13 protein-coding genes and 1 pseudogene are annotated in these 11,209 nt (G+C 54.9%); 5 read left to right on the top strand and 9 right to left on the bottom strand.

Annotated features, from left to right (window positions below; translation table 11 throughout):
• Positions 1-413: PAS domain-containing protein (locus RT613_RS07360; protein WP_313614320.1), on the bottom strand; the 413-nt coding region annotated here is incomplete at its 3' end.
• A gap of 472 nt (positions 414-885) precedes the next feature.
• Between RT613_RS07360 and RT613_RS07355 the strand changes: the two genes are divergently transcribed.
• Entirely contained in the window at positions 886-1,089 is a 204-nt protein-coding gene (locus tag RT613_RS07355; protein ID WP_313614177.1) for a hypothetical protein, read from the top strand.
• A gap of 52 nt (positions 1,090-1,141) precedes the next feature.
• Here RT613_RS07355 and RT613_RS07350 read toward each other — a convergent pair whose 3' ends face one another.
• Genes RT613_RS07350 through paoA form a run of 6 tightly spaced genes read right to left on the bottom strand, consistent with a single transcriptional unit; the run spans position 1,142 to position 6,468 of the window.
• On the bottom strand, positions 1,142-1,291 hold the full coding sequence (locus RT613_RS07350; RefSeq protein WP_313614176.1) for a hypothetical protein: 150 nt from the start codon (positions 1,289-1,291) through the stop codon (positions 1,142-1,144).
• Positions 1,249-1,743 carry a nucleotidyltransferase family protein gene (locus tag RT613_RS07345; RefSeq protein ID WP_313614175.1) on the bottom strand — a complete coding sequence of 165 codons (495 nt, stop codon included), beginning with the start codon at positions 1,741-1,743 and terminating at the stop codon, positions 1,249-1,251. The genes RT613_RS07350 and RT613_RS07345 overlap by 43 nt, the downstream gene beginning before the upstream one ends.
• A gap of 55 nt (positions 1,744-1,798) precedes the next feature.
• Positions 1,799-2,716 carry an XdhC family protein gene (locus tag RT613_RS07340; RefSeq protein ID WP_313614174.1) on the bottom strand — a complete coding sequence of 306 codons (918 nt, stop codon included), beginning with the start codon at positions 2,714-2,716 and terminating at the stop codon, positions 1,799-1,801.
• Between the two features lie 48 nt (positions 2,717-2,764).
• Positions 2,765-4,963, bottom strand: a complete 2,199-nt coding sequence (gene paoC, locus RT613_RS07335) for an aldehyde oxidoreductase molybdenum-binding subunit PaoC (protein ID WP_313614173.1) — start codon at positions 4,961-4,963, stop codon at positions 2,765-2,767.
• 3 nt (positions 4,964-4,966) lie between these two features.
• The gene (locus RT613_RS07330) at positions 4,967-5,917 is read right to left on the bottom strand and encodes a xanthine dehydrogenase family protein subunit M (RefSeq protein WP_313614172.1); all 951 of its coding nucleotides are present in this window, start codon (positions 5,915-5,917) and stop codon (positions 4,967-4,969) included.
• On the bottom strand, positions 5,914-6,468 hold the full coding sequence (paoA, locus tag RT613_RS07325; RefSeq protein ID WP_313614170.1) for an aldehyde dehydrogenase iron-sulfur subunit PaoA: 555 nt from the start codon (positions 6,466-6,468) through the stop codon (positions 5,914-5,916). The genes RT613_RS07330 and paoA overlap by 4 nt, the downstream gene beginning before the upstream one ends.
• 195 nt (positions 6,469-6,663) lie before the next feature.
• On the opposite strand from paoA, the gene RT613_RS07320 reads away from it, so the two are divergent.
• Positions 6,664-7,011, top strand: coding sequence for a DUF3140 domain-containing protein (locus RT613_RS07320; protein ID WP_313614169.1), 348 nt, complete (start codon positions 6,664-6,666; stop codon positions 7,009-7,011).
• Positions 7,012-7,092: 81 nt separating this feature from the next.
• The gene (locus RT613_RS07315) at positions 7,093-7,416 is read left to right on the top strand and encodes a hypothetical protein (protein WP_313614168.1); all 324 of its coding nucleotides are present in this window, start codon (positions 7,093-7,095) and stop codon (positions 7,414-7,416) included.
• Between the two features lie 497 nt (positions 7,417-7,913).
• Here the strand turns inward: RT613_RS07315 and RT613_RS07310 are convergent, their stop codons facing one another.
• Positions 7,914-8,525: a glutathione S-transferase family protein gene (locus RT613_RS07310; protein ID WP_313614167.1), complete on the bottom strand. Its 612-nt coding sequence runs from the start codon at positions 8,523-8,525 to the stop codon at positions 7,914-7,916.
• A 94-nt stretch (positions 8,526-8,619) separates the two neighbouring features.
• Here RT613_RS07310 and RT613_RS07305 point away from each other — a divergent pair.
• Positions 8,620-9,340 (top strand): annotated as a pseudogene (locus RT613_RS07305) (helix-turn-helix transcriptional regulator).
• A gap of 639 nt (positions 9,341-9,979) precedes the next feature.
• On the opposite strand, the gene RT613_RS07300 reads toward RT613_RS07305, so the two are convergent.
• The gene (locus RT613_RS07300) at positions 9,980-10,408 is read right to left on the bottom strand and encodes a TRAP transporter large permease subunit (protein ID WP_313614166.1); all 429 of its coding nucleotides are present in this window, start codon (positions 10,406-10,408) and stop codon (positions 9,980-9,982) included.
• Between the two features lie 272 nt (positions 10,409-10,680).
• On the opposite strand from RT613_RS07300, the gene RT613_RS07295 reads away from it, so the two are divergent.
• Positions 10,681-11,181, top strand: a complete 501-nt coding sequence (locus RT613_RS07295) for a spore coat U domain-containing protein (RefSeq protein ID WP_313614165.1) — start codon at positions 10,681-10,683, stop codon at positions 11,179-11,181.
• Positions 11,182-11,209: the final 28 nt, after the last annotated feature.

Raw genomic sequence — 11,209 nt, 5'->3', positions numbered from 1 at the left:
AGCTGAGACGCGAAGAAATACATGATCTTGCCGCCGGCATCTCTGACCGGGCTAATGAAAACCGCGTTCCAGAATGGAGAGCCGTCCTTGCGATAATTGAGAATGTCGACCGCAACATCTTCGCCAGCCGCAATGGCATTGCGCATCTTTGCGATGACATCAGGGTCGCTTTCGGGGCCCTGCAGCATACGACAATTGTTCCCGATAATCTCGTCGTTCTCATAACCGGTCAGCTTGTTAAAAGCTGCGTTGCAGAAGATGATTGGATTGTCATGCTGGTTCGGGTCCGTGACGATCATCGGCATACGGGTCGCTTTGAACGCCGCCGCAAATGGATCTTCGCTGACGTGGCCTGATACCAATAAATCGCCAGCCCTGCGGGCATCTACCTGCTTTTGATCTTTTTGCGTCATCCCTGCCCCGAAAACTCATTTACCTCACTCCACAATGAGGCTGATCGATTTTGGTTCCTGTGCTGCACCATCCCGACAACACAAAAATCACTGCATTCCACTTAGATCGCGCGCCGATGCCAGTTGCAATGGCTTTGGGTGGCGTATTTTTGCTGCAGGAAACTGGCCCACTGAGCTCTGGATGCTTTGACGATTACGAGAAAATCTGTTGCGCTGGAGAGATAGACAGGTACCTCCGCAACGCTTTTTGGCTGCACCCGAAGCGAAGTCCGGTCTGAAGAACCCTCGGTTTCACAATTCGATCATCCGTCACAGTGGGGTCACGTTGTTAGGTTGAAAAAAATCATGCAGCACGTTTGCCATCACTGTGGAACCAATTCCAGCAATAAACGTTTATGCGCCTTGTGCGACGGGTTTGACACATTGTGTGAGTGCCCGCAGCAGCCCTAAATTAATAAGGCGGGAACTTATTGTGAAAGATGACATCGACATTCCGACAATGCTGGAATGGCAGCACCGCGGCATGGCGGCGCGGATCGCTGGAGAAACGAGTTCGTCCAACCCGCTGACAAGCAGTGTTACGGATTTATGTGCGAAAACGGCCGCCTGGCACCTCAACGCTCAGGCTTGGTCATTCGGTTGGTCGATTGAAAACGCGCACATTGCACAGGACTAAAATCTGCATTGTCACCATGCCGACAGCGAGCTGCCATTTGCCCTCGGCGTGGCTAGGCGTGAACCACACCACCTGCTGATACAACAGCATCAAGCGTATCCACGTCACGCAACGCGGCATCGCCAATCTCAACCAGCACCACGTCCCAGCCGCTTTGCTCTATGTTGGCCTTGCCGCCATTATCCGATGTGAGCTTCTGCATGGTAGTGAAAAGGGATTTTGGAATGATGACGGGATGACCGTGTTTGGTCCTGCAGGATCCACGCACAACATCTTTGCCCCGCCTAAGGCAAAGACATCTAAAAGTTTCTGGATATGTGCCGATGTGATCTCTGGCATATCGGCCAACATAATCAAAACACCGTCACAAGGAGCGACGATTTGATGGCCGAACCCGCACGCCATCGATGTTCCGATACCTTTTGCAAAGCTCTCATTGTAGACTGCCGCGATTGGTAGATCACGCAGTTCGGTTTCTATCTCTTCACGCCGATGGCCCGTAACCGCCACGATAGGGTTGATGCCGGCCTCAAGCATTGTCAGCGCTGATCTGTGAACCAGAGAGACGCCAGCAAATTTGGCGAGCAGTTTGTGATAACCACCTTCGATACGTTTCGATTGACCAGCAGCGAGAAGCAGGCCTCCAATCATCATCTGTCTTCCCTTCACTGCGGTAACCGATCGTTGTTTGCGGACGGTCCATGCGTTTTTATCCAAAGGCTGCAAGACGGGCTGCGGCAATGTCTGCCACGACAGAGATGGCCAACGAGGTCGCGTCGCGTGTCGGACCAAATATGCCGATCGGTGCTTTGATCCTGTCAAAACATTCCGACGGCACCCCTTTTGATCTCAGGCGTTCGAGACGCTGGTGATGCGTGCGCGTGCTTCCCAATGCTCCGATGTAAAACGCCGGTGAGGCAAGTGCCTCATTCAGCACGACAGTCTCCTTATCGAGATCATGATGTAACAAAACGACGGCTGTGAACGCGTCGATATCCCGGAAATTCGGATCGTTCGGAGTGGAAACACCAAAGCTTGCCGCCTGCGCAATACGGCACACCGCCTCAGCTTCTCCGGTCTGGCCTGAAACAACAACACGGGTTTGTGGACGGTAGACGGTCAAGAATTCGTCTCCACGAAGACTGGATCGAACTGGCACTTTGTCGGCCACAACAAGGTGCTGTGACAGACAGTCATAAACCAGCGCCGCAGGGCGTCGGGCAGATAGTTCGGCCAGCACCTGTTCGATCGGATCTGCTTTGCGAAGAACGTGGATTGCCACCGTAATGCCGCCGCCGCAGGGCAGCACGATATCGAAGTAGGGTGAGCCTTCTCCGAATTTGATAATGCGGTCGCAGCCGGACGCGATGGCCAACAAAGCTTCTGCTGCGACGGCGGTTTCGACACAGCCTCCAGAGACATACCCGCAAAATCGTCCATCTGCAGCGATTGCCATATGCGTACCGAGTGCGCGAGCAGCACCTCCCCTAATGTCGATAAGGGTGGCAAGTGCGGCCCCGCCATGTTGCATCGCGTCCACAGCAAACCGCAGGATGCGTGCCGGATCATCTCCAGCATCGGCTTGAACAGGTAAAATGCCTGTTATTGATGTGACATCACCCAACATTGTGCCTCCGCCACTCGACCATTTTTTCGATCAGGCCATTGCGTTCAATCATTCAAGTTCGGGCAACTCGTTGATCAGCTTGTCCAAGGTGATCGGATACTGTCGCACTCGGATGCCTGTGGCATTGTGGATAGCGTTGGCAATGGCCGCCGACACACCACACAACCCTAGCTCTCCAACGCCTTTGGCCTTCATGGGGGATGAATATGGGTCGGTTTCATCCATGAAAATAACGTCTTGGTGCGGAATGTCTGCATGGACAGGCACTTCGTAACCGGCGAGATCATGATTGACAAAAAAACCATACCTGGTGTCGACAGCAAGCTCCTCCGATAGAGCCGCGCCTGCCCCCATGGTCATTGCGCCAATAACCTGACTGCGAGCAGTGATGGGGTTCAAGATACGGCCGGCGGCACAGACAGCAAGCATACGGCGAATGCGCGTTTCGCCTGTTGCGATATCCACGCCAACTTCAACGAAGTGACCACCGAACGTCGATTGTTGGTGTGTCTCGGTGAGCTTGCCCCACTCGATGGTGTCTTCTCCCACCAGCCCTTCGGTGCCTGCGGCATCAGCCAGCGCCACCGCGCGGTTGCCACTTCGCACCTGTCCGTTTTCAAAGACCACTTCGGATGAGTTGAAACCGAGCTTGCTGGCGATGGCCTCGCGCAGTTTCACACAAGCGGCAAAGACACCTGAGGTGGCGGAATTGGCACCAAATTGTCCACCGGACCCTGCCGAGACTGGAAAGCGGGAATCGCCCAGCCGCACATCGACGTGCTCAACCTCGACGCCCAGCATTTCTGCTGCGGTCTGGGCAATGATGGTATAACTGCCGGTTCCTATATCGGTCATATCGGTTTCAACCGTCACCAGACCGTCCTGATCCAGCTTTACCCTAGCGCCGGACGCCATGACAAGATTGTTGCGGAATGCGGCCGCAACTCCCAGTCCGATCATCCAGTTGCCCTCACGCCGTTCGGCGGGCAGCATGCGTTTGTTCCAGCCAAATTCCTCGGCACCACGTGTAAGACAGCCGATGAGATCACGGTGCGAGAATGGTCGTTCTGGATTTTCGGGGTCGACAAGTGTGTCGTTCAAAATACGAAACTCGATCGGATCCATGCCGAGCTTTTCAGCCATCTCATCGATTGCAATTTCAAGCGCCATCAAACCCGGTGTCTCGCCCGGAGCGCGCATTGCATTGCCCTCGGGCAGATCGAGAGTTGCCAGCTTCATCGTGGTCATGCGGTTTTCGCCTGCATAAAGCAGGCGTGTTTGCATGACGGCGGTTTCTGGACCACCACCCTGCAGATCGCCAGACCAGCTTTCATGCGCGATTGCCGTGATCTTGCCGCTGGTTTCTGCGCCGATGCGAATTCTTTGGATTGTCGCGGGCCTGTGTGTGGTGTTGTTTGCGATCATCGGGCGTGGAAGCGCGACTTTAACCGGACGTCCCACCGCCTTTGCGGCAAGGCAGGCCAGCACACAATCTGCCCTGAGAAACAGCTTGCCCCCAAAACCACCGCCGATGAACGGCGACTTCAGGTGAATTTGGTCTTTGTCTATTCCAAGCGTCATCGCCAGGTCAGATCGCCACCAGTCGATCATCTGACTGGATGTCCAAACCTCAAGATCATCACCATTCCAGTTGGCGATGGAGGCGTGAGGCTCCATCATTGCATGCGACTGGTCAGGGGTGGCATACTCGGCATCCAGCGTGACGGGCGCGGTTGCGAAGGCAGCGTCAAAATTCCCCGAGGACGATTCCGGTTCGGTTGATGGATCAGGCGTGGTCGCATTCGCCATCTCCGACCGCAAATCAAATCGGCCTTTTTCCGTTGCATATTCGACCTTGAGCAGCCCTGCCGCGGCGCGCGCTTCTTCGAACGTTTCGGCAACCACCACCGCAATAGCCTGATGATAATGCCGAACTTCACTGCCACCAAACAGCTTTGCAGTATTGAGTTTGCCCTTGTTCAGCTCGGGTTTGTCGAGTGTGGTGATGATGCCCAGGACGCCGGGTGCGGCCTTTGCGGTAGACGAGTCTATCGAGATGACATGGCCTTTGGCGATCGTGGAGCCGACGGGATATCCATAGGCATAATGCAGGTCAGGATCGGACCACTCGTAGGCATAAACGGCCCGCCCGCTGGTCTTCAGTTCGCCATCAATACGATGGACAGGCCGTCCAACCACTTTGAGCTGATCGATTGGGTTGATTGTCGCTGGTTTGTCAAATTGCATGACTTATCCCCTCGCCTCAGCCAGAACGGCAGCAATGGTGCGCTGAACCAGCTCTACCTTGAATGTGTTTTGATCCGTGGGATGGGCATCTGCCATGAGCACCGCATTGACCGCACGTGATCCCTTCGACATCTCTTTGTCCGCGGCTCCAATGCGCCATGGCTTATGGGCGACACCGCCCACCGCGATGGCACCTGTGCCATCTGGCTGAACGATTGCCGCGACCGATACCAGAGCAAAGGCGTAGGATGCGCGATCACGGACCTTTCGGTAAATCTGGCGACCGCCAACAGGTGGCGGTAACACGACGCCGGTAATCAATTCATCCCCGTCCAGTGTGGTGTCGATCTGAGGCGTGTCCTTAGGCAATCGATGGAAATCGGCGATCGCAATCGATCGTTTCTGCCCATCGGGTTTCACCGTTTCCACCACAGCATCTAATGCGCGCATGGCGACAGCCATATCGCTGGGATGTGTTGCAATACACGCCTCGCTAACCCCGACAATACCAAGCTGGCGACTGATGCCGCCAATTGCCGAACAGCCGCTTCCGGGGTGCCGTTTGTTGCAGGCTTGGGCGGTATCGTAAAAATACGGACATCGTGTCCGCTGCATAAGATTGCCGGCGGTGGTTGCTTTGTTGCGCAACTGGCCCGAGGCACCGGCCAAAAGGGCACGCGACAACACACCATAGTCGCGCCTGACCGTTTCATCGGCAGCGAGATCGGTATTGCGCACGAGTGCCCCGATCCGAAGGCCGCCGTCCGAGGTCTTCTCAACTTTGTCGAGACCGAGACCGTTTACATCAACGAGATGGCTCGGGGTCTCGATTTCGAGCTTCATCAAGTCCACGAGATTGGTGCCGCCGGCGATAAATTTTGCATCGGGATTGTTCGACACGGCAGCCGCAGCAGCCTGCGCAGATGATACTCGTTCATAGGAAAACGCTTTCATGCCGATACCTCCGCAACTTCCCTGATCGCATCAAGGATGTTGGAGTACGCTCCGCATCGACAGATGTTGCCACTCATCCGTTCCCGGATTTCCTCCGGCCCTATCGCAACTTGTTCCGTAAGGTTTTCGGTGACGTGGCTGGGAATGTTTGACCTTATTTCTTCCAGCACCGCCACCGATGAACAGATCTGCCCGGGCGTACAGTACCCACATTGGAAACCGTCATGTTTGATGAACGCCGCCTGCATTGGATGCAGATTGCCCGGCGCTCCCAATCCTTCGATCGTGGTGATTTCGTCATTGTCGTGCATCACTGCCAGTGTCAGGCAGGAGTTGACGCGCCGACCTTCCACGATGACCGTACATGCGCCGCACTGGCCGTGATCACAGCCCTTTTTGGTGCCGGTCAGATGCATATGTTCCCGCAACGCATCGAGCAGCGTGGTGCGGTTATCCAACGACAAATGAGTGACGTCTCCGTTGACCGACAAGGACACTGTTGTGGTTTGCACGTGCTTCTCCCCGTTTTTATGAAAATTTGCGCTTTGCACCCGCTGTCGACGGGCGGATATGAGAAACAATGACTTGTTGAGGTCTTTGTTCCTGCGTCGCTGGTCCGCAACTCAAAACCGTCATGCCAGCGTGCGGCAGATTTGGCAGCGCTCTGCCTACCTCTTCGACAACACGGAACGAGCGGAACACCTGATCGCCGCGAGGGTTTGTCTACAAAGCAAAAGGAGCGCCACATGACAAACGAACTCGACCGCGACAAGATTTGGGCAGATTTCCGCGAGGCTGTTAACATGCTACCAACTGAGCTCGAAAAGTGGTTGGGCACCGATCAGAGCAAAGAGAGCGGCTGGAAGGAGGTGGACGGAAAGGAAACGATTGGACATCATTCCGGTCGCCGCATTGTTGAGATCAAACGCAAAAACAAGGGCGAACTCAGTGGAGACGACTACGAACACATGCGCAAGGTCGTCGGGTACGTCCATCGTCACCTCAAACAAGGTGGCCCAGCCCAGGACAAGGAGCATTCGCCTTGGCGATATTCACTGATGAATTGGGGCCACGACCCACTCAAGAACGACTGAGACACACGGAACAGAATGCCTCGCTACTGGTTTTCATTAACAAAACGCATCCACTCCCAATTTTGACATCGTGAGGGACAGATGATCGAAAAAGTCGAAGCAACAAGACGGACAGCCCGGTCGAGCGCAACACGTGCTGGCGAGAGCATGTCAATCACGTCAGAGCCAGAAAACACCTGGATTGCCAAACGCCAGTCGACAATCAACGAAGACCTAAGACAACGATCTTTGTTGACCGATGTTGGCGAAGATAATCCACATGGAAAAGAACACCCGGATCAGCCTGAATCCGACAAAGACACAGACCCGGCCGATGAAAATCGTCTGTCAGGTGAAAGTCCTAGAATTGGCACCGGCAACCTGGATGAAGAAGTTCCGCATGGGGAGCACGTCGGCTATCTCTAATGCAACTATGCCAAAATTCCCAACCGTATGCGTCGATAGGTGAATCGGTTTGCACCCACAGCCAATATTGATCAAACTGTATAGGATTGATTGAGCCACAGAGAGCTGTGGCATCACCAACATGTTTGCTTCCGGTGACACCGTAGCCGATTGGCTGCCAAATGCTCTTAGGACTGTCCGTCTTTATGAGGCTAACAACGATGCCCGCCCCTGAAGCCGCGCTGTGGCTGGGCCTAAATGGCGCCATCTCTCAAAACCTCGCGAGGATTTATTATCCTTCGCCTCTGTCACGATGCTGGCAATGAGCCGAAAGCAATCACGCCCCCATTTCAGCTCTTGAAGAAAGTAAAACAAAGCCACCTTGTCAGGTAATTTGGGCGCTTGCTGTTTCAGTGAGGATCATGGGCGCGGTACTTACTTGCTTACGACAAGAGATTAAAAGCGAGATCAAATCCACGCAAAATCGGCCGCCCGGTTGGAGCGGCCAGCGCAAGCGATCAGGCCACAGTTGTGGTTTGCGCGTCATAGTCGGCGGTCCATTGCAGCGCTGATCGTTCTTCGCAGCGCTTGATCCAGGCCCTGACCACATCACTATCCGGCGTCGCCGCAGGGTTCCAGGCGAAGGGCGAATGTAGCAACAGATCGACAGCTGTATATCGCTCTCCCATCAGATAGGGGCTGTCCGTCAGTACAGTTTCAAGGCGCGCTGCCAGCTCCGCCGGGCCGCGAAAGGTAAAACCCACAAAAGGATGTGAGACATCAGCGGCCTGCATGACCAGCACGGGCTCGACGACGCCGGCATACCAGGCAAGCCAGCTGAGATACTGACCGCGCTGCGGATCACCGGCAACCGGCGCCATCTTTTTCTCCGGAAAGAGATCCGTCAGATACTGAATGATCGCGATGCTCTCCCAGATGACAACACCATCATGCACGAGCAGTGGCACCTTGCCTTCCGGATGTGGATTTTGCGGATCCTTGCGGCCACTGCCATCGACGCGGGTGATGTCGACAATCTCGATCGCGACCTTATCGATGGCGTCAAGTTCGCGAAGCAGTGTGACGATACGCGACGAGCGTGATTGGGGGGAATGAAAGAGCGTTAGCATGCTGTGTGTCCTCGGTTGCTTTTGGCAATGCGCATGTTGTACTGTCGGACAACTGCCATTTTCCGTCAGTAGGCTTTAGCTATTCTTCAAAGTCATGGCCCGTAGTGATCGCCTCTTCCGCCTGCTCCAGGCACTTCGCACTCTCCCTTCCCCTGTGACGGCTGCGCGCCTCGCCGAGGAGACCGGTGTCTCATTGCGTTCGCTCTATAGGGACATCGATAGCCTGCGCGCAGCAGGCGCCATCATCGATGGCGAGCGCGGCTTCGGTTACCGGCTGACAGAAGACATCGCTCTGCCGCCACAAACGTTCACGCCGCTGGAGATCGAAGCTTTGGTGCTTGGTCTTGCGGAGGTGCAGCATATGGGGGAACCAGCCCTCGCCGCGGCCGCAAGTGCCTTGCTTTCAAAGGTCACGGCAACACTGCCAGATCGACTACAACGCCAAGCGCTGCATGCCGCCTCACAAGTCTATCGCTTCGATCGTCGTGACCCGCCGGCTGTGGATGTCGGCCTTCTGCGTGAGGCGTGCTGGAAGGAGCGCGTTGTGGTGATAAGATATGTGGACGCAGGACAGAAACAGACTGATCGGCAAATATTGCCGCTGGCGATCGTCTATCTGGAGCGGGTTTTTGGTACTCCTTGCCTGGTGTTGTCTCAGGCAAGACTACCGAAAATTCCGTGTCGACCGTATCGCCGGTATCCAGATGACGGAGGCGAGCTTCCGCCCCCGCCGGGTTCCGATGCTCAGGGATTATGTCGCGCTTCTGAACACTGGTGTACCGGCATCGTCGCAGATGATCCTGAGCGGCAAATAGACAAAGGGGCGATGCGGTTCGTCTCACCACAGGCTGCATCAGGACTACTTTTCGCAGTGGTGCCCTAGGAGGCAAACTTGTTCGGTGGGCTGCCCCGGAGCATTTGGTGAACGTTAAACATGGTTGGCAGATCTGAGTTCGCGAGCATGAAAAACTCCGGAGTGATCCCAGCCAGCTTCGAAGATTCGGTTAAGTGGTCGTCAGGAATCTCGATGTCTCTGCCTGACTAGTTGAGTGCCGCATGACTTCGGACCACCCTCTCATTCACCGAGAGCCCTCATACAATGAGAAAATGCTCTCGGTGGACATCGTAAATGTAGTTCCATGGGACAACGGGAAATAAACAAGTGTTCCAAAAACCTGACTGAAACACGATACTTGAGCCATTTCGCCTTCGTGAACCGCTGCCAGGTTCGTTGTGGATAGCAAACCTAGGCTTTGCTATGGTAGTCGTAGAGCTTACACTGGCTAGTTGCACTCAAAACCCTTCGAATGATCGGCCCCGATCAACAATCTGCGCTCCGTGGCCAGCTTTCTGTAAAAATCAACATCGTCCTGAGAGCTTGGCGACACGTCCCTTTGACAGATGTAACACCAATAGCCTGCCAATTGATTGCTGAGGTAGCGTCGACTTTGCACCTATCCAAAAAATTGCCAAAGTCCCAGAGCGATCCAGGGCAAGGACGCTACAAGTGCCAGTACAAGTCCGACGGCGACCAGGAATGGCAGGACTTCCTTGAATATTGCGCCAGGTGATGTTCTGCTGATCTGCGCCGTGATGAACACCAGGATACCAACAGGTGGGGTCACACCGCCAAGCTGGAGCACGATAATCATTACAATGCCCAGGTGAACGGGGTCGAACCCGCCGGAGGTCATCAAGGGCAAGAACAAGGGTGCAGCGATAAGCATTGCTGGGGTTAGATCAAGAAACATCCCTGCAACAAACAGCACAGCGATCAGGATCAACATCAGACCTGCTGGGCCGAAATCACCGGCACGCGCCCAGCTCGGCAGGAACGGCGCGATAACCGCCCATTCCTCATCGGCCAGTTCGTGACGGTGCATGACAACCTCCATTCCGGAAATTGAGTCACACAACATCATCGCCCCCTCGATGCCCCCCCCCAAAACAACCGGGCACTATACATCATCTGACCTCGCCTTAGAATCGGTTGTACTCCGCACTTAATTTCACCCCGTGGCTATTCAGACTGGCGCGTTAAGAATTTATTAACCAAACCGAAGAGAATATTAGCGTGTTCTTATTACCCGTTATTGGGGTGATTGTTTGTTGTCGCCAGCGACATGTTGGCGCTTTGGCAGCACAGGGAGAGAGCATGAAGTGCGCAACAAAATGCTACATGGTGTCGCTTGCCGCATTGATCTTTGCACCCGCATCGAGCTTCGCGCAGACTTCAACGACAACAAGCTTTACCGTGCAAATCACCATCCAGGCGGCGTGCCAGATCAATTCTGCCAGCAACATAAATTTTGGCACCAACGGCGTTCTTTCTGCAAACGTCGATGCCACCAGCCAGATCGTCGTGCAATGCACATCGGGCACGCCTTTTAGCCTGGGTCTGAATGCGGGCGTCGGCACAGGTGCAACCGTCGATACGCGATTGATGACCGGTCCTTCAAGCGCAACCATTTCCTACGGCCTGTTCAGAGACAGCGGTCACACCCAGGTGTGGGGCAACACTGTTGGCACAGACAGATTGACAGGAACGGGAACGGGTACAGCACAGTCATTCACCGTCTATGGCAGCGTTCCATCCCAGACGACCCCTGGTGTTGGCACCTACACGGATACCGTAACGGCCACACTGACCTATTGATCGCCAAAGGGAGGATCGCGTATGCGTC

The organism is Agrobacterium sp. (assembly GCF_032092815.1).
Taxonomy (GTDB): Bacteria; Pseudomonadota; Alphaproteobacteria; order Rhizobiales; family Rhizobiaceae; genus Agrobacterium.
The sequence above is the reverse complement of the archived record's forward strand: the minus strand, read 5'-3'. Positions and strand labels throughout refer to the sequence as shown.

Coding starts and splice junctions, on each gene's coding strand:
- RT613_RS07340 (WP_313614174.1), bottom strand. CDS start 2,716: ATGTTGGGTGATGTCACATCAATAACAGGCATTTTACCTGTTCAAGCC.
- paoC (WP_313614173.1), bottom strand. CDS start 4,963: ATGCAATTTGACAAACCAGCGACAATCAACCCAATCGATCAGCTCAAA.
- RT613_RS07310 (WP_313614167.1), bottom strand. CDS start 8,525: ATGCTAACGCTCTTTCATTCCCCCCAATCACGCTCGTCGCGTATCGTC.
- RT613_RS07295 (WP_313614165.1), top strand. CDS start 10,681: ATGAAGTGCGCAACAAAATGCTACATGGTGTCGCTTGCCGCATTGATC.
- RT613_RS07315 (WP_313614168.1), top strand. CDS start 7,093: ATGATCGAAAAAGTCGAAGCAACAAGACGGACAGCCCGGTCGAGCGCA.
- RT613_RS07300 (WP_313614166.1), bottom strand. CDS start 10,408: ATGCACCGTCACGAACTGGCCGATGAGGAATGGGCGGTTATCGCGCCG.
- RT613_RS07330 (WP_313614172.1), bottom strand. CDS start 5,917: ATGAAAGCGTTTTCCTATGAACGAGTATCATCTGCGCAGGCTGCTGCG.
- RT613_RS07350 (WP_313614176.1), bottom strand. CDS start 1,291: ATGCAGAAGCTCACATCGGATAATGGCGGCAAGGCCAACATAGAGCAA.
- RT613_RS07320 (WP_313614169.1), top strand. CDS start 6,664: ATGACAAACGAACTCGACCGCGACAAGATTTGGGCAGATTTCCGCGAG.
- RT613_RS07345 (WP_313614175.1), bottom strand. CDS start 1,743: ATGATGATTGGAGGCCTGCTTCTCGCTGCTGGTCAATCGAAACGTATC.